We start from the raw sequence: 17,836 nt of genomic DNA, 5'->3' as shown, positions 1-17,836 counted from the left end.
ACGCGACCGGCCCGGGTCACTCCTCGCGGGCGGCGGGCAGGTGGGGCAGCCGCCCGGCCGCCACGACGCCCTCCAGGTAACCCCGGGCGCGCTCGGTGCGCGGATAGGCCTCCAGCAGCCGCCAGAACCCGGGACCGTGTCCGGGAACGAGCAGATGTGCCAGCTCATGGAGGAGTACGTAGTCGACCACGTACTCCGGCATGCCCTGCAGACGGTGCGAGAGCCTGATGCTGCCCTCGGCAGGGGTGCACGAACCCCAGCGGGTGTTCTGGTTGGTCACCCAGCGCACCGAGACGGGCCTGGCGCGACCGTCGAAATACTGGGCGGACAGCCGCCCGGCACGCTCGACGAGTTCGGTGTCACCCAGGACGCGCTTGCTCTCCTGGGCGGCGAGCTTGTCCAGCATCACGCCCACCCAGCGTCGTTCCTCCGCCTTTGACATCCGGGCGGGGATGAGCACGATCGTGCGGTCGCCCTCGCGGTACGCGGAGACCGACTTCCGGCGCCGGGTGCTCCTGCGGACCTCGACCGCGCTCGTCGCCGAAGCGCGGGCCGCATGGGCTGCCGCGCCGCGCTGATGGCTTCCGGCACTGGGCGCGGGGGTCTCCCCGGCGAAGCCGGACGACGGGTCGGCGGACACGCCACGACGTTACCCGCTGTCCGTAGGGGTAGTCCCGCCCCCGGGAACGGTCGGCGCGATCTGCACCACGGCACGCGCCATGTGAACGATCACACGCTTGAACGACTGAGGGCTTGAATGACTAACGACCTGTGCCTGTGGACAACTCCGGGCGAGGTTCGGCGCGGGCCCGCATTCTGGCGGAGGTCCTACGGAAAGACTCGTGGATCAACCGGTCTGCGGGCACAGCTGTGCCCGCGACACCGCTCGGGGGGAGAAATCATGTATCCGATGCTGAAGCCCGCACTGCGCCGCGCCTGGCGCGGACGGAACACCGTGCAGTTCGGTGTGACACCCGCACATGCCGTGACGCTCGGACCGGTGGACCTCGCCACGGGGAGCTTCCTGGAACTGCTCGACGGCACGCGAGGACTGCCACTGCTGCACGAGGAGGCCCGCGCCCTGGACCTGTCGGAACGTCATGTGGACACCCTGCTGTCGCGGTTGGCGGAGGCCGGGCTCTTGGACGACCCGAAATCGGCCGGTCCGGGGGCCGATGTCCTGTGCCGTCGCGCCGAGATGATGGACCGCCAGCGTCCCGATGTGGCCTCTCTGTCGGTCGTCCGTCCCGAGCCGGGCGGCGGGACGCTCCGGATGGCGGCCCGGCGGGCGATGCGGGTCCAGGTGCGAGGAGCGGGCCGGGTCGGGGCGTCCATCGCCTCGGTGCTGTCGGGCGCCGGAGTGGGGCACGTGGAAGTGCTCGACGGGGGCCGGGCCGAGCACTGGGACGTGGCGCCCGGGGGGCTCCCCCCGGAATCCGTGGGGGAACGGCGCGACGTGGCGGCCCGTCGGCTCGTCCGCCGGTGCGCGCCCGGGCCCGCTCCCCGGCGGGCGAGGACGGACGGAGCGGTGGCCGACCTGCCGGGGAGCGCCGGGCAGCCCGGTCTGTCCCTGATCGTCGTCGCCCCCCGGGACGGCCTCGCGGTGTACGCACCCGTCGCGGACACGGCCGGTCCCTGGATCGCCTCGGGCACTCCCCATCTCTATGCGGGAGTGATCGAGGCCACCGGCGTGGTCGGGCCTCTCGTCCTGCCCGGGGGCACCGGGTGCGCGGGCTGCCTGGAGCTGCACCGCGCGGACCGGGATCCGCAGTGGCCCCGGATGCTGGCGCAGTGGCGTTCCGGGCGGCGGGGAGCGGTGCCCGCCTGCGATCTGGGACTCGCGACGGCGGTCGCCGGTCTGGCCGCGGCACATGCCCTGGCCTTTCTGGACGGGGACCTCCCTGCCTGTACCGGGGCTCGCTGGGAGGCCGCTCTGCCCTTGCTGGACTGGCGTTCCGAGCCGATCGGCCCGCATGCGGACTGCTCCTGCGGGGCGGCCGGGGGCGCTACGAGGGAACGGCCCTCCGGTGCTCTTCCGGCGCAGGACACAATGGCAGGGTGACCGCCGTCGCCGGAGAGATCCGGGAGGCCGGAGCGGCACGGCAGTCTGGGAACTGGAGGGGCACATGTCTGATCTTCCCCGGAAGGCGGTTACGCGTACGGCCAAGCTGGCCGCGCTTCCGCTCGGCTTCGCCGGTCGTGCCACATGGGGTCTGGGCAAGCGGATCGGCGGAAAGTCGGCCGAGCTGGTCGCCCGTGAGGTGCAGCAGCGCACGGCGGACCAGCTGTTCAAGACCCTGGGCGAGCTGAAGGGCGGGGCGATGAAGCTGGGCCAGGCCCTCTCCGTCTTCGAGTCGGCCCTGCCCGAGGAGGTCGCCGGCCCGTACCGTGCTGCGCTGACCAAGCTCCAGGAGGCCGCGCCGCCGCTGCCCGCGCGCACGGTCCACGGGGTTCTCGCGACCCGGATCGGGGAAGACTGGCGGGAGTATTTCCTGGAGTTCGAGGACACGCCGGCGGCTGCCGCCTCGATCGGGCAGGTGCACCGGGCGGTGTGGCACGACGGCCGCGAGGTCGCGGTGAAGGTGCAGTATCCCGGCGCGGGCGAGGCGTTGCTCTCCGACCTCTCCCAGCTCAGCCGTTTCGCCAGGCTGCTCGGCCCACTGGTCCCGGGGATGGACATCAAGCCGCTGATCAAGGAGCTGCGGGACCGGGTTTCGGAGGAACTGGACTACGAGCTGGAGGCCCGGTCGCAGCAGGAGCACGCGGCGGAGTTCGAGGGCGACCCTGATGTGGTGGTCCCTCAGGTGGTGCACCAGTCCGACCAGGTGCTGGTGACGGAGTGGATCGATGGGATCCCGCTGTCCGAGGTCATCGCGGAGGGGACGGCGGAACAGCGGGACCGTGCGGGACAGCTGCTGGCCCGCTTCCTCTTCTCCGGTCCGGCACGCACCGGCCTGCTGCACGCCGACCCGCACCCGGGCAACTTCCGGCTGCTGCCCCCGGCGCCGCAGAACGCCGAGCATCCGGAGAACGCGGAACATACGGAGGGCGCGGAGCATACAAAGGGAGCGGCGCTCGCGGAGGAGGACGACGGCTCGTTCGGGTCGTGGCGGCTGGGGGTGCTGGACTTCGGCACGGTCGACCGGCTGCCGGGCGGGCTGCCGCGGACCATCGGCGACTCCCTGCGGCTGACGCTGGAGGGCGACGCGGCGGGAGTGTACGGGCTGCTGCGCGAAGAGGGCTTCGTGAAGGAGTCGATCGACCTGGACCCGGACGCGGTGCTCGACTACCTGCTCCCGATCATCGAGCCCACGCAGGTGGAGGAGTTCACCTTCAGCCGGGGCTGGATCCGTGAACAGGCGGCCCGCATAGCCGATCCGCGCTCCCCCGCCCATCAGCTCGGCCGGCAGCTGAATCTCCCGCCGTCCTACGTCCTCATCCACCGGGTGACGCTCAGCACGATCGGGGTGCTGTGCCAGCTGGGCGCGACGGTCCGGCTGCGCGACGAGCTCGAGGCGTGGTTGCCGGGGTTCCTCGCGGAGGACGCCGAGGAGACCGAGGTGGAGGGGGCGGAGTACGCCGAGGAGGGGGGCGAGCCGGAGGGGGAGCCCGTCCAGGCGTAGGAGAGGTCAGGAGCCTCGGTCACCACCAGAGTGAGTCGAGGCGGCTCTCGATGGCACGGATGTGGAGGCGGGCACAGCCCTCGCAGAAGAGGAGACGGCGTCCGTCCTCCACGGAACAGAGCCAGGTCCCAGGGGCTGTGTCGCCCTCTGCGGCGGTGCCGCAGCGGGCGCACACCACGCTGTGCTCGGCCGGTCGTTCGGGGGGATGGGTCTCCTCGTCCACGGTCTGACGATATCCCCGTGACCGGATGGGCGGCGGTACAAAGCACCGCGGGGCCGTCCGTGTCCGGACGGCCCCGCGGCGAGGTGACGGGTGCACGGTCAGTGCATGACCGCCATGGCCAGCGCGCGGCGGGCGCGCAGCGAGGCGCGCTCCGCTCGGCGCTGCATCCGGCGGGCGGCGATCAGGCGGGCCGACTGGCGGTCCTCCTGGGCCTCCCGCAGGCGGTCGCGCATATGCGCACGCGCCATGGCTTCTGGGATGAGTTGCATTTCGCGGGTCCTGTTCTGACGCGAGTCGTTCGCGCCGATGATGGTGACGTCGGGGGTGGCGGAGCCGACGGGCTCCTTCGTGGGGGTGATCATCGGTGCCTGATTCCGGGGGTCATGGGTCTGGGGACGGTCGATCGTTCCGAGGCGGAGCCTGCGTGTGGGGGCGGGGACCCCACAGGTCGCGGTCACGCTGCGACCGGGTTCTTGCGCGGACGGCCACGCGGACGCTTGCGGGCCACGACGACGCCCTGGACGAAGAGCTCGCCACCCCAGACGCCCCACGGCTCGCGGCGGTCCTTCGCCCCGGCGAGGCAGGCCTCGACGAGCGGGCAGGTGCGGCAGAGGGACTTGGCGTACTCGACGTCGGCGGGCGACTCGGCGAAGAAGACCTCCGGGTCGTAGGAACGGCAGGGAACGGGTACGCCGAGGTTCTCGATGGCGTCGTCGAGCGCGGTGAGCGTGGTGAGCGGGGTCAAGGCGGAGTCCTCCGTGGAGCCGGGCGGCGAGATCGGGGTGGAAAGCGGTACTGACGGGGCGTGCGTTTCGATGTGCACGGTGGGTGGTGTCCTCGTCTGGTCGTGCCGGCCTGTTGGCCGGTTGGCGGCTGCTGGTACCAGGTCCTGCTTGTCCCGAGGCTCCTTCGCTCCGTCCTGTCCGTTCGGACAAAACAAAAGGGCCGCGGATCCCGAGTGGGGTTCCGCGGCCCTGAAGGCGCCGGCCTGATGCTGGATCAGGCTGGATCGCTCCAGGGTTCAGGCCCACGGAAGGCCCACATCGTGTGGTGGTGCTGCGTCTGCTTCTCGGCTCCGGCACCGGCTGCCGCAAAGGCATAGGCCTGAGCCTGTGCTGCCTTCGCTACTGCTGCCGCCGGTGCCTCGATCGGTCGCTCATTACGCTCCCGCGTCACGGGGAGGCTCACCAGGGACAGCGGACGGACGGCGGAGACGCCGGACAGACCGGTGGCACGAAGCGAGGCAACCGAGGAGCGGGTGAGGCCGAGCGAGCAGGCGGAGACGACCGAGAGATCGGTCATTTTCTGGGTTTCGATGATGCTGATCACTTCAATCGCCTCCTCTCGGCGTCTCAGGGGGACCGGCCGGGACCGGTCCTGCGTATTCGGATAAGTACAGCACGGAATCAGGGCTTCAGAGAAGTCGCTGTTCCCGTGGTTAAGAACCTATGGTGACGACTGGGGCGGGCGCAAACTATTTTCTGGACGAGTTTTCCTCAGGTCTCGTCCGCGCCCTCCTCGGACTCGCCATCAATCGCCTCACCTGCGCAGATGGCCAGAACATCGGTGCCGAAGCGGCTCAACTTCCGGTTGCCGACACCGGCGATGACGACCAGCTCGCCCGCGGTGGACGGCACGGCCTCGGCGATCGCCATGAGGGTCTTCTCGGTGAACACGCAGAAGTCCGGCTGCCCCAGCAGGGCCGCCTGTGCGGCACGCCAGTCGTACAGCCGCCCGTACAGCGCCTCGTCCATGTCCGAGGGGCACTCCTCGCAGCGCATCAGCTTCATCTCGCCCGCGTCGGTGAGTGTGCGTCCGCAGACCCGGCAGCGCACCGGGCTCCTGGGCTTGCGCTCGACGGCCGGGGTCCGCCCGACGGCGGACCGGCCGGTTCCCCGGTCGATCCCTCCGCCGCCGCCCGCGCCGCTCCGCGCGCCCGAGGCCGTCGAACCCGGGCGCAGCCCGTTCAGGAAGCGGGTCGGCCGTCGGCTCGCCCGGCCGCCCGGCGACCGGGACAGCGCCCAGGAGAGCGAGAGGTGGACGCGGGCGCGGGTGATTCCGACGTACATCAGGCGCCGCTCCTCCTCGACCTGCTCGTCGGTCCTGGCGTAGGCGATCGGCATCATGCCCTCGGTGAGTCCGACCAGGAACACGGCGTCCCATTCGAGGCCCTTCGCCGCGTGCAGCGAGGCCAGGGTCACCCCCTGGACCGTCGGGGCGTGCTGGGCGGCGGCCCGCTCGTCCAGCTCACGGACCAGGTCGGTGAGGGTCGCCCCCTCTCGCCGTCTCGAAGTCCTCCGCGAGGCGCACCAGCGCGGCCAGCGACTCCCAGCGGTCGCGCACGGCTCCCGATCCGGCGGGCGGCCGGCTGGTCCAGCCCTTGGTGGAGAGCACCGCCCGCACCTGGGAGGCCAGGTCCTCCGCCCCGTCGAGGAGCGAGTCGTTGCCTCCGGCGCGGGCCGCGCCGCGCAGGGCGGTGCCCGCCTCGCGGACCTCGGCCCGCTCGAAGAACCGCTCGGCGCCGCGCAGCTGGTAGGGCACCCCGGCGTCCGCGAGTGCCTGCTCGTAGACCTCGGACTGGGAGTTGACGCGGTAGAGGACGGCGATCTCACCGGCCGGCACGCCCGCGGCGACGAGATCGCGGATCCGCCGGGCGGTGCCCTCGGCCTCGGTGGGCTCGTCGGAATACTCCGTGTATACGGGCTCGGGCCCCTTGGCGCGCTGCGAGACCAGCTCCAGCCGGTGGTCGGCCGCCTTGCCGTGGGCCTGGCTCAGCAGGTCGTTGGCGAGGTGGACGACCTGAGGGGTGGAGCGGTAGTCCCGCACCAGCTTGACCACGGTCGCCCCGGGGTGGCGGGTGCGGAAGTTCAGCAGGTGGTCGGGGGTGGCCCCGGTGAAGGAGTAGATCGTCTGGCTGGCGTCGCCGACGACGCAGAGATCGTCCCGGTCCCCGACCCAGAGATCGAGCAGCCGCTGCTGGAGCGGGCTCACGTCCTGGTACTCGTCGACGACGAAGTGCTGGTACTGGCCGCGCACGTGCTCGGCGATGTCGGCCCGGTCCTGGAGGATGCCGACGGTGAGCAGCAGGACGTCCTCGAAGTCGATCACCGAGCGGTCGCGCTTGAGCTGTTCGTACGTGGAGTAGATCTGGGAGAGGACCGCCGGATCGCGGGGGGCGTCGCGCTGGGTCTTGGCGACGGCCGCCGGATAGTCGGCGGGGACGGTCTGGGTGACCTTGGCCCACTCGATCTCGCTGGTGACGTCCCGCAGCTCGTTGCGGTCGAGCCGGAGCTCGCAGCGGGCGGCGGCCTCGGCGACCAGCTGCACCTTCCGCTCCAGCAGCCGGGGCAGCTCGCCACCGACGGCTTTCGGCCAGAAGTACTGGAGCTGGCGGAGGGCGGCGGAGTGGAAGGTCCGTGCCTGGACGCCGGTCGCGCCGAGCTGTCGCAGGCGGCCGCGCATCTCTCCGGCGGCCCGGTTGGTGAAGGTGACGGCGAGCACCGTGGCCGGCTGGAGGATGCCCGCACGCACCCCGTACGCGATGCGGTGCGTGATCGCGCGGGTCTTGCCCGTACCGGCTCCGGCCAGCACGCACACCGGTCCGTGCAGGGCCAGAGCCACCTCGCGCTGCTCGGGGTCGAGCCCGTCGAGCACGGCGTCCGGGGTCTCGGGGACCTGGGGGAAGAGGGTGGAGTGCGTTGCTGCTGTCACCCCGCCATGCTGCCAGGTCCCACGGGGCGGATGCGGCGGTCGTCCACAGGGGTGAGGTATTCGTCGTACCGGCTGCCGCGGCACGGGGGCGGCTACCGGGCCGATACGGGGGCGTGGTGGGAATGGTGGCCGCGTCCCGTACGTTCCCTATCCAAGCGGAGGGGCCGTCGACAGCGGCCCGACCGCTGGTGACGCTGCCGGCCGCGCAGCGTACGGACGAGACGAAGGAGCGCCAGCGACATGGCGGGCACTGTGACGATGTACAGCACCACCTGGTGCGGCTACTGCCGTCGGCTGAAGAGCCAGATGGACCGCGAGGGCATCGCGTACAACGAGGTCAACATCGAGCACGACCCGGAGTCGGCCGCGTTCGTCGAGAAGGCGAATGGCGGAAACCAGACGGTCCCCACGCTGCTGATCGTGGCCCCCTCGGGCACCGAGTCGGTCATGACGAACCCGTCGCTCGCCCAGGTGAAGCAGGCGCTCGCCGCCTGATCCCGGCCGATGGACGACCGCCCGCCGCGCACACCGCTGCCCCCGGCACCGCCGGGGGCAGCGGTGTGTCCGGGGGTGCTCAGTCGGTCCGCTTCGCGCTGCCGGGCCTCGGGAGCGGCCTGCCGTACCAGAGCTCGATCAGGCGGGCCGCGATCGAGATGCCGAACGGGGGCATGACCTCGCCGGACTCGAAGGCGGCGGTGAGGTCCTCGCGGGAGAACCAGCGGGCCTCCTCGATCTCCTCGCCGTCGACGGTGATGTCGAAGGTGGTCGCCCGCGCCATGAAGCCGAGCATCAGGCTGGAGGGGAACGGCCAGGGCTGGCTGGCGATGTACTCGACCTCGCCGACGGTGACCCCGGCCTCCTCGTACACCTCGCGGGCCACGGACTGTTCGATCGACTCCCCCGGCTCGACGAATCCGGCGAGCGTGGAGAAGCGGCCTTCCGGCCAGTGCACCTGGCGGCCGAGCAGGGCCCGGTCCTGGTCGTCGGTGACCAGCATGATGACCGCCGGGTCGGTGCGCGGGTAGTGCTCGGCGCCGCAGGCCTGGCAGCGGCGGATGTGGCCGGCCGCCGCGATGACGGTGCGCTCGCCGCAGCGGGAGCAGAAGCGGTGCAGCCGCTGCCAGTTCTCCAGGGCGACGGCGTGCGCCATCAGGCCCGCGTCGCGGGGGCCGAGGAGGAGTCCCGCCTCGCGGAGCCCCGCGGGCCGGGCCGACTGGTCCATGCGGCCGGGCAGCGAGTCCTTCTGGAGCGCGAAGTAGCTGACGCCGTCCTCGTCGGTGCCGAGGAAATACCGGTGGGTCTCGGTGACCGGGGCCTCGAAGGCCTGGGTCATGACGATCTCGGTGCCCCCCTCGGGGGTGTCGTCGATCAGCACCTGCCCGCCGGAGACGACGAAGACGCGGGTCGTCGGGTGGCTCCACGCCACGGCCAGCCACGCCTCGTCGAGGCGGTGGTGTGCCGCGCGGTCGATGCCACTCGGCGCGGTGAGGCCGATCGGGCGGTCTGCGGTGGCGTTGTCGAAGGTGCTCACAGGTGCTTCCTACTCCCCCTGGGTGGATCGGGTGTGCACAGGTACGTGGAGGGTGTGCAGAGGATTCAGCGGAGTGCCGGTTCCGGCGTCCAGCAGTTCCGGGCGTTCAGCAGGTACGGGCATTCAGCAGGTACGGGCTCAGCGCAGTGCCGTGGCCAGTTCGCCCCACAGGTGGGCGGTCGTCTCCACGCCCTTGAGCAGCAGGTCGAGCTCGACCTTCTCGTCGGGGGCGTGCCAGCCGTCGGAGGGTACGGAGATGCCGAGGAAGAGGACGGGTGCACCGAGCACGTCCCTGAGGTCGGCGGCGGGGCCGGAGCCTCCTTCGCGGGTGAAGAGGATCTTCTTCCCGAAGGCCCGGCCCATCGCGCGGGCCACCGCCTTCAGGGCGGGGTGGTCCAGCGGGGTCAGGCAGGGGCGGGTGGCCGGCTGGAAGGCGATCCGGTGGCGGACGCCCGCCGGGATACGGGACTCGGCCCAGCTCCGGACGGCCGCCTGGACGCGGTCGGGCTCCTGGCCGTCGACCAGCCGGAAGCTGATCTTCACCAGGGCCGAGGAGGGGATGATCGTCTTGCTGCCGGCGCCCTGGTAGCCGCCGCCGATGCCGTTGACCTCGGCGGTGGGGCGGGCCCAGACGCGCTCCAGCGTGGAGTACCCGGCCTCGCCGGCCGCGGCCCCCGACTTCGCGGTGCGTAGCCAGGTGGCCTCGTCGAAGGGCAGCTCGGCGAAGAGGGCCCGCTCGGTGTCGGTGAGGTCGGTGACCCCGTCGTAGAAGCCGGGGACCGCGACCCGGCCGTCCGCGTCGTGGAGGGCGGCGACGAGGCGGGCGATCTCGGTGGCCGGGTTGGGGACGGCTCCGCCGAACGATCCGGAGTGGATGTCCTGGGCGGGGCCGTACAGCTCGATCTCGCACTCGGCGAGGCCGCGCATCCCGGTGCAGACGGTCGGGGTGTCCTCGTCCCACATGCCGGTGTCCGAGACGATCACCGCGTCGGCGGCGAGCCGGTCCGCCCGCTGCTCGGCCAGGGCGCGGAAGTGCGGGGAGCCCGACTCCTCCTCGCCCTCGATCAGCAGCTTGAGGTGGACGGCGGGAGTGGAGCGGCCGGTCGCCGCGAGGTGGGCGCGGACCCCCAGGGTGTGGAAGAACACCTGGCCCTTGTCGTCGGCCGCGCCGCGTCCGTACATCCGGCCGTCCCGGATCACCGGCTCGAACGGGTCGGTCGCCCAGCCGTCCTCGCGGGCGGCGGGCTGCACGTCGTGGTGCCCGTAGACCAGGACCGTCGGGGCGTCCGGGTCCTCGCTGGGCCACTCGGCGAAGACCGCCGGCGCCCGGGGGTCTCCCAGATCTCGCTGACCGGGAAGCCGGTCTCCTGGAGCTTGGCGCTCAGCCACTCCGCGCTGCGCCGTACGTCCCCGTCGTGCTCCGGCTGCGCGGAGACGGACGGGATGCGCAGCCACTCCGCGAGGTCGTCGAGGAAGGCTGCGCGGTGCTGTTCGGTGTACGTACGGACGGCGCTGTCCGGGGTCTCGCTCATGCTCTTGAGCCTATCCGTCCCCGGGGGCCGGCTCGTCCAGCAGGATCCGCTCCAGCTCGGCCCGGCCGGGCAGTCCCCGCGGGTGGACGGTCTCCCCGCTGCGTACGTAGAGGAAGGTGGCGGTGACCTCTTCGAGCGGCAGGTCGTGCAGTTCGGCCCAGGCCAGCCGGTAGACGGCGAGCTGGAGCGGGTCGGCGGTGCGGTGGCGGGTGGTCTTCCAGTCGACGATCTCGTACCGGTCGCCCGTGCGGTAGACGGCGTCGATCCGGCCCCGGATCACGCGGCCCGCCAGGGTGATCTGGAACGGGGTCTCCACCCGGTACGGCGTGCGCCGGGCGTAGGCGGTGCGCTCGAACGCCTCCTTCAGCTCGGCGAGGTCCCGCTCGTCGGCGATCTCCGCGTCGCTCTCGTCGCCCCCGGGCAGTTCGTCGGGGCCGAGCATGGGCAGCGGCAGTTCCTCGTACCGCGACTCCACCCAGGCGTGGAACCGGGTGCCCCGGCGGGCGGCGGGCTGGGGCGGGCGGGGCATGGGCCGGGCCAGCTCCCGGGCGAAGGCGTCGGGGTCCTCGGCCAGGCGCAGCAGCTGGGTGGCGGAGAGCGCGGCGGGCACGAGGACCTCGCGCACGGTGGCGCGGGCGCGGCGCAGCTCCCCGGCCAGCGAGTCCAGGTCCCGGTCCCAGGAGGCGAGGGTGCGAGCCTCCTCGGGGGTGAGCCGTTCCGCGGGACCGGACTCCTGGGGGTGGCGGGCGGCCGGGATGCGCGGGGGCGGTGCGGTGCCCGTGCCTGGCAGGGTCTCCGGGGTGACCTGCGCGGTCTCCGGTCCCGTATCGGGTGCGTCCCGGGGGCGTTCGGTGGGGAGCGCGTCCCAGTCCCAGTCCTCGTCCACCGGTTCCTCCTCGGACAGTTCCTCGTCCACCGGTACGTCGGCGGGCGCCGGTCCGTACGCCGGTGACTCCTCGTCCCCGTGGACGGCCAGCCGCTGCAGGTGGGCCAGCACCGTGTCGCGGGCGGCGCGGCGTCGGGCGAGGGCGTCGGCGTCCAGCGGGAGCGGCCAGGCCAGGTCGGCGTCCCGTTCCGCGAGGGCCGGGTTCTCCTCGTCCTCGGCGGGTTCGTCCGCCCAGGCCTCGATCTCCCCGTGGCCCGCCGCGCAGTGCTCGTACAGGGCGTCGAGGAAGGCGGACGGGCCGCGGGTGCGCTTCTGGGACGGGCCCCACCAGTGGCCGGAGCCGAGGAGCAGGGAGCGGGGGCGGGTGAAGGTGACGTAGCCGAGGCGCAGTTCCTCCGTGTGCTGGTGCTCCTTCATCTCCGCCTTGAACGCCTTGATCTCCTTGGCGTCGAGGCCGTCGCGCGGGTCGAGGGCCGGGAGCGTCTCGGCGTCGCCGCGCAGGGCGTGCGGGAGCACCTGGGGCTGGGCGGTCCACGCCTCCCGGGCCCGGTCGCTCGGGAACTGGCCCGTGACCAGTCCGGGTACGGCGACGACGTCCCATTCCAGGCCCTTGGACTTGTGGGCGGTGAGGACCTTGACGGTGTTCTCGCCGCCGGGCAGCGCGTTGTCGAGGCCTTTCTCGTACTGTGCGGCGGTCCGCAGGAAGCCGAGGAAGGCGAGCAGGGTCGCCTCGCCGTCCAGGGAGGCGAACCGGGCCGCGGTGTCCAGGAAGTTGGCGAGGGTCTCCCGGCGGCGGGCGGCCAGCGCCTGCGGGGACGCGGACAGCTCGACCTCGAGGCCGGTGGTGGCCAGGACCCGGTGCAGGACGTCCATCAGGGGGTCCGCGAGCGAGCGGCGCAGGTCGCGCAGCTCCCGGGCGAGGCGGGCGAAGCGGACGCGGGCCTCGGCGGAGAACGGCAGCCCGTCGTCGGCCGCGTCCCCCACGACCAGGAAGGTGTCCAGCGCGTCCGCGAGCGATATCACCTCGGCCGGGTCCGTGCCCTCGACCGCGTCCGCGAGCCGCTGGTCCGCGTCGGCGTCGTCCGCGTGGCCGGCCCGGTGCACGAGGAGGCGGGCGCGGCGGCCCAGGAGCGCTAGGTCGCGGGGGCCGATGCGCCAGCGTGGTCCGGTGAGGAGGCGGACCAGGGAGGCGTTGGCCCCCGGGTCCTGGAGGACCTCGCAGACGGCGACCAGGTCCGCCACCTCGGGCAGGTGGAGCAGTCCGGCGAGGCCGACGACCTCGACCGGGATGTCCCGGGTGACCAGCGCCGCCTGGATCTCGGGGAAGTCCCCGGCGGTGCGGCACAGGACGGCGATCTCGCCCGGCGGGGTGCCGGTGCGCACGAGGTGGGCGAGGGAGTCGGCGAGCCAGTCGATCTCCTCGGTGTGCGTGGTCAGCAGGGCGCAGCGGACCATGCCGTCCCGCTCGGCTCCCGGGGCGGGGCGCAGCGCCTCGACGCCCTCGTGCATCGCCCGCAGAGGTTCGGCGAGGCCGTTGGCGAGCTGGAGGAGACGGCCGCCGCTGCGCCGGTTCTCGCTGAGGCTGTAGCGGGTGGCGGGGGCGCCGTCCGCGTGCGGGAAGTGTTCGGGGAAGTCGTCGAGGTTGGCGACGGACGCGCCGCGCCAGCCGTAGATCGCCTGGCAGGGGTCGCCCACGGCGGTCACCGCGTGGCCGGTGGGCGTGCGGCCGCCCTCCCCGGACTCCGTACCGGCTCCGAACAGCGCGGAGAGCAGCAGCCGCTGGGCCACCGAGGTGTCCTGGTACTCGTCGAGGAGGACCACCCGGAACTCCTCGCGCAGGATCCTCCCGACCTCGGGCCGGGTCAGGGCCAGCTCGGCGGAGAGGGCGATCTGGTCGCCGAAGTCCAGCAGGTCCCGGCTGCGCTTGGCGGTTCGGTAGCGCTCGGTGAGGCTGAGGAGGGAGCGGCGGGCCTCGGCCGTCTCGGGGATCTTGCGGAGGTCGGCGTTGCTGAGTTTCGTGTGCTCCAGGGCGCTCAGCAGCTCGGTGTCGTGACGGTGCAGCGCGCCGGGGCTCACGAGGTGTTCGGACAGCTCCCCGTCGAGCGCCAGGAGATCGTTGACCAGGGTGGGGAAGGACCGGGTGAGCGCCGGATAGGGGCCCGGGGCCTCGCGCAGCACCTTCGCGGCGAGCTGGTAGCGGGTGGCGTCGGCGAGGAGGCGGGTGGTCGGCTCCAGGCCGATGCGCAGGCCGTGCTCGGTGAGGAGGCGGCCGGCGAAGGCGTGGTAGGTGGAGATGGTGGGTTCGCCCGGGGGGTTGTCCGGGTCGATGACGTCGGGGTCGGTGACCCCGGCGGCGATGAGCGCCCTGCGGACGCGCTCGGCCAGCTCGCCCGCCGCCTTGTTGGTGAAGGTGAGGCCGAGGACCTGCTCCGGCGCGACCTGTCCGGTGCCCACCAGCCAGACCACGCGGGCGGCCATCACCGTGGTCTTGCCCGACCCGGCCCCGGCCACGATCACCTGCGGGGCGGGCGGCGCGGTGATGCAGGCCGTCTGCTCCGGGGTGAACGGGATCCCGAGGAGCTCCTTGAGCTGCTCGGGATCGGTGAGGCGTGGGGACACGTGAGAAACGGTAACCGGAGTCACTGACAACCCGGGCCGATGCTCACGAAAGGCCCTACTCCACCACCTGCCGACCTTCCGGCTGCGCGCTGCACGAGGCGCGGAAGGCGCAGTGGGCGCAGTGGGCGCCGGTGGTGGGGGTGAAGCGTTCGTCCAGGACCTTTCCCGCGGCGGTGGCGAGCAGGCCGGAGACCCACTCCCCCGCCAGCGGTTCCTGGGCCTGGACCTTGGGGAAGGCGTCGCCGCCCTCCTTCCGGGGCGCGGGCTGGCGGAGCTGGACCAGCTCGGCTCCGCCCGGCTCGGGGCGCCGGCCGTCGAAGACCTCGTCGACCGCGCCCTCGCGGACGGCGAGCTGGTAGACGGCGAGCTGGGGGTGGGCCGCGACCTCGTCCTTGGTGGGCGCGCTCTTGCCGGTCTTGAAGTCGACGACGTACGCCCGGCCCTCGGCGTCCTGTTCGACCCGGTCCATCGAGCCCCGGATGCGGACGGCGTACTCGCCCGCCTCCAGCGTCACGTCGAAGTCGTGCTCGCTCGCGGTGGGTGTGCGGCCGCCCCGGTCCAGGACGTGCCACTTGAGGAAGCGTTCCAGGGCGGCACGCGCGTGGTCCTTCTCCTGCTCGGACTTCCAGGGGGCGTCGAAGGCGAGGCCGTTCCACACGGAGTCCAGGCGTTCCATGAGGACGTCCAGGTCGGCGGGGGTCCGGGAGGAGGCGACCTCGTCGGCGAGTACGTGGACGACGTTGCCGAACCCCTGTGCGGCGGTGGCCGGGGCGTCGGCCTTCACCTCGCGGCCCAGGAACCACTGGAGGGCGCAGGTGTTGGCGAGCTGGTCCAGCGCGCTGCCGGAGAGGGTGACGGGCTGGTCGCGGTCGCGCAGCGGCACGGCGGAGCGGGTCGGCTCCTCCAGGCCCCACCAGCGGTACGGGTGGGCCGCGGGCACCAGCGGCTGCCCCTCGTCGTCGGTGAGCGCGGCGAGCCGGGCGAGTCGGTGGGCGGCGGCCTCGCGCAGCACGTCGGACGCGGCCGGGTCGACCGTGGTGGCGCGCAGCTCGGCGACGAGCGCGGCGACGGCGAGGGGGCGGCGGGGGCGGCCGGTGACGTCGCGGGGTTCGACGCCCAGCTCGGTCAGGAAGCGGGAGGGCTGGTCGCCGTCGTCGGCGGGGGCCTTCACGGCGGTGACGACCAGGCGGTCGCGGGCGCGGGTGGCGGCGACGTAGAAGAGCCGGCGCTCCTCGGCGAGGAGGGCCCCGGGCGTGAGGGGTTCGGCGAGCCCGTCGCGGCCGATCCGGTCCGCCTCCAGCAGGGAGCCCCGGCGGCGCAGGTCGGGCCAGACGCCTTCCTGGACCCCGGCGACGACGACGAGCCGCCACTCCAGGCCCTTGGAGCGGTGGGCGGTCATCAGGCGTACGGCGTCGGGGCGGGCGGTCCGCCGCGAGAGGGTGTCCGCGGCGATGTCCTGGGCGTCGACCTCTTCGAGGAAGTTGAGGGCCCCGCGCCCGCCGGTGCGCTCCTCGGCGCGGGCTGCCGTCTCGAACAGGGCGCACACCGCGTCGAGGTCGCGGTCGGCGTTGCGCCCGCCCGCCCCGCCGCGCAGGGCGGCCCGCTCCAGTCTGCCGGGCCAGGGGGTGCCGTTCCACAGGGTCCACAGGGCCTCCTCGGCGGTGCCGCCGCCTTCGAGGAGTTCGCGGGCCTTGCGCAGGAGCGCGCCGAGGCGCTGCGCGCCGTGGGCGTACGCCGGGTCGTGGGTGACGAGCCGCTCGGGCTCGGCGAGCGCGCGGGCCAGCAGTGCGTCGGAGGGTGCGGGGACCCGGATCCCGGCGGCGCGCTCCTCGTCGCGCAGGGCCCGGCCGAGGCGGCGCAGGTCGGCGGCGTCCATGGAGCCGAGCGGGGAGGTGAGAAGGGTGAGGGCGGTCTCGGAGTCGAGCCAGGGGGCCGCTTCGTCCCGCTCCTCGTCGGCACGGGCGGCGCGCGACCCCTCGTCGCCAGGGGCGGTGTCCGGCCCCTCGTCGGCACGAGCAGTGTCCGGCCCCTCGTCGGCGCGAGCGGTGTCCGGCCCCTCGTCGGCGCGAGCAGTGTCCGGCCCCTCGTCGGCGCGAGCAGTGCGCAGCGCGGCCGCGGCCACCGTCCGCAGCGCCGTCAGCAGGGGGGCGACGGCCGGTTCGTGGCGCAGCGGCAGGTCGTCGCCGTCGACCTCCAGGGGGACTCCGGCGGAGGTGAGGGCGCGGCGGACGGCGGGCAGCGAGCGGCCTCCGGCCCGTACCAGCACGGCCATCTCCTGCCACGGCACCCCGTCCTCCAGGTGGGCGCGGCGCAGCAGGTCCGCGATGTTCTCCAGCTCCGTGGACGCGGTCGGGTAGGTGTACGTCTCGACCTGGCCGCCGTCCCGGACGGCGGCCGGGTCGCGGTGGGCGCGGACCATGTCGGCGGGCAGCCGGGTCAGCGGCATCCGGCGAGTGAGCAGCCGGGTCGCCGCGAGCAGTCCGGCCCCGGAGCGGCGGGAGGTGGTGAGGACGCCCACGGGCGCGGGGCCCCCGTCCGCCCGGCGGAAGGTGTCCGGGAAGTCGAGGATGCCGTTCACGTCGGCGCCACGGAACGTGTAGATCGACTGGTCGGGGTCGCCGAAGGCGATCAGCGTCCGCCCGCCGCGCGCTGCCGCCCCGCGCTCCTCGGCGTACCCCGGCGCTGGCCCCCGGTTGCCCGCCAGCGCGTGCAGCAGGCGCACCTGGGACGGGTCGGTGTCCTGGTACTCGTCGACGTACACCGCGTCGTAGCTCCCGGCCAGCCGCTCCGCCACCTCGGGGCGCTCGGCGAGCAGGACCGCGCGGTGCACCAGCTCGGCGTAGTCCAGGACGCCCTGGGCGTCGAGGATGTCGAGGTACTCGGCGAGGAACTGGGCCGCCGCCGTCCAGTCCGGGCGGCCGGTGCGGCGGGCGAAGGCGGCCAGCGCGTCCGGGCCGAGGCCCAGTTCACGGCTGCGGGCCAGCACGGCGCGCACCTCGTCGGCGAAGCCGCGGGTGGTCAGGCAGGACCGCAGCTCGTCCGGCCAGCGGACGTGGGCCAGGCCCTCCTTCTCCAGGTCGAGCTGGCCCGCGAGCAGCTCGCGGACGGTGACGTCCTGTTCGGGGCCGGACAGCAGACGCAGCGGATCGGCGAACAGATCGGCGTCCTGGTGGGCCCGGACCAGGGCATAGCAGTACGAGTGGAACGTGGTGGCCTGCGGGCCCCGGGCGGCCCCGAGGCGGGCGGCCATCCGGTCACGCAGCTCGACGGCGGCCTTGCGGCTGAAGGTGACGACGAGGATGCGGGCGGGGTCGGTGCCCCGGTCGACCCGCGCGGCGACGGATTCGACGAGGGTGGTGGTCTTCCCGGTGCCGGGCCCGGCGAGGACCAGCAGCGGGCCGCCCGGGTGGTCAACCACCGCGCGCTGGGCTGCGTCCAGGAAGGGGGGATCCACGGAACCCGGCGGAGTGCGGACCAGGCGGTACGCACCCGTGGTCCGCGGCCGTGACTCACGGTGCGGACTGTGCCGGGTGGAGGAGGAACTCACGTGGATCGCCGGTCCTGGTGGGTGTGCGCGGGTGTACGAGTGACGGATGAGGGACGGGGTCGGTGCGGGCGGAGAAGCGGGGTGGGGCGGAGCGTGCCGCGCGATGACGACGCTACGCCAGCGACGGCACGGGAGGCATCGGCTGTGCCGCGTCGCTCGACACG

General features: G+C 73.3%; 11 protein-coding genes and 2 pseudogenes. 3 read left to right on the top strand and 10 right to left on the bottom strand.

The features are described from left to right. Positions 1–16: 16 nt before the first annotated feature. On the bottom strand, positions 17–640 hold the full coding sequence (locus tag AC3CH1_RS17975; RefSeq protein WP_488463866.1) for a M48 metallopeptidase family protein: 624 nt from the start codon (positions 638–640) through the stop codon (positions 17–19). Positions 641–901: 261 nt separating this feature from the next. On the opposite strand from AC3CH1_RS17975, the gene AC3CH1_RS17970 reads away from it, so the two are divergent. Then, entirely contained in the window at positions 902–2,062 is a 1,161-nt protein-coding gene (locus AC3CH1_RS17970; protein WP_488463865.1) for a ThiF family adenylyltransferase, read from the top strand. 64 nt (positions 2,063–2,126) lie between these two features. Then, positions 2,127–3,623: an ABC1 kinase family protein gene (locus tag AC3CH1_RS17965; RefSeq protein WP_488463864.1), complete on the top strand. Its 1,497-nt coding sequence runs from the start codon at positions 2,127–2,129 to the stop codon at positions 3,621–3,623. Positions 3,624–3,642: 19 nt separating this feature from the next. Here the strand turns inward: AC3CH1_RS17965 and AC3CH1_RS17960 are convergent, their stop codons facing one another. The 5 genes and pseudogenes from AC3CH1_RS17960 to AC3CH1_RS17940 all read right to left on the bottom strand — a co-directional run bounded on the left by AC3CH1_RS17960 (position 3,643) and on the right by AC3CH1_RS17940 (position 7,557). Continuing rightward, positions 3,643–3,846: a hypothetical protein gene (locus tag AC3CH1_RS17960; RefSeq protein WP_488463863.1), complete on the bottom strand. Its 204-nt coding sequence runs from the start codon at positions 3,844–3,846 to the stop codon at positions 3,643–3,645. A 98-nt stretch (positions 3,847–3,944) separates the two neighbouring features. Further along, on the bottom strand, positions 3,945–4,304 hold the full coding sequence (locus AC3CH1_RS17955) for a hypothetical protein (RefSeq protein ID WP_265599456.1): 360 nt from the start codon (positions 4,302–4,304) through the stop codon (positions 3,945–3,947). After that, positions 4,301–4,669 carry a WhiB family transcriptional regulator gene (locus tag AC3CH1_RS17950; RefSeq protein ID WP_007460056.1) on the bottom strand — a complete coding sequence of 123 codons (369 nt, stop codon included), beginning with the start codon at positions 4,667–4,669 and terminating at the stop codon, positions 4,301–4,303. Before AC3CH1_RS17950 ends, AC3CH1_RS17955 begins: the two co-directional genes overlap by 4 nt. Positions 4,670–4,845: 176 nt before the next feature. Next, entirely contained in the window at positions 4,846–5,175 is a 330-nt protein-coding gene (locus AC3CH1_RS17945; protein WP_361879145.1) for a hypothetical protein, read from the bottom strand. A 167-nt stretch (positions 5,176–5,342) separates the two neighbouring features. Continuing rightward, positions 5,343–7,557 (bottom strand): annotated as a pseudogene (locus AC3CH1_RS17940) (ATP-dependent DNA helicase UvrD2). 240 nt (positions 7,558–7,797) lie between these two features. On the opposite strand from AC3CH1_RS17940, the gene AC3CH1_RS17935 reads away from it, so the two are divergent. Continuing rightward, positions 7,798–8,052 carry a glutaredoxin domain-containing protein gene (locus AC3CH1_RS17935; protein WP_006127421.1) on the top strand — a complete coding sequence of 85 codons (255 nt, stop codon included), beginning with the start codon at positions 7,798–7,800 and terminating at the stop codon, positions 8,050–8,052. A 79-nt stretch (positions 8,053–8,131) separates the two neighbouring features. On the opposite strand, the gene nudC is transcribed toward AC3CH1_RS17935, so the two are convergent. From nudC to AC3CH1_RS17915, 4 genes and pseudogenes are all read right to left on the bottom strand, one after another. Further along, a complete protein-coding gene (gene nudC / locus AC3CH1_RS17930) occupies positions 8,132–9,088 on the bottom strand; it encodes an NAD(+) diphosphatase (protein ID WP_488463862.1) in 957 nt (318 codons plus the stop codon). 138 nt (positions 9,089–9,226) lie between these two features. Beyond that, positions 9,227–10,620: pseudogene (locus tag AC3CH1_RS17925) on the bottom strand (dipeptidase). A 10-nt stretch (positions 10,621–10,630) separates the two neighbouring features. Continuing rightward, on the bottom strand, positions 10,631–14,125 hold the full coding sequence (locus AC3CH1_RS17920) for an ATP-dependent helicase (RefSeq protein WP_488463861.1): 3,495 nt from the start codon (positions 14,123–14,125) through the stop codon (positions 10,631–10,633). Positions 14,126–14,180: 55 nt separating this feature from the next. Then, entirely contained in the window at positions 14,181–17,672 is a 3,492-nt protein-coding gene (locus AC3CH1_RS17915) for an ATP-dependent helicase (protein WP_488463860.1), read from the bottom strand. Positions 17,673–17,836: the final 164 nt, after the last annotated feature.

It is taken from the genome of Streptomyces sp. MGP-P1 (assembly GCF_057766565.1).
This window is presented reverse-complemented; position numbering and strand designations above follow the sequence as displayed.

Bases quoted from the DNA above. Each gene is read 5' to 3' on its own strand.
- AC3CH1_RS17970 (WP_488463865.1), top strand. From the start codon at position 902: ATGTATCCGATGCTGAAGCCCGCACTGCGCCGCGCCTGGCGCGGACGG.
- AC3CH1_RS17965 (WP_488463864.1), top strand. From the start codon at position 2,127: ATGTCTGATCTTCCCCGGAAGGCGGTTACGCGTACGGCCAAGCTGGCC.
- AC3CH1_RS17935 (WP_006127421.1), top strand. From the start codon at position 7,798: ATGGCGGGCACTGTGACGATGTACAGCACCACCTGGTGCGGCTACTGC.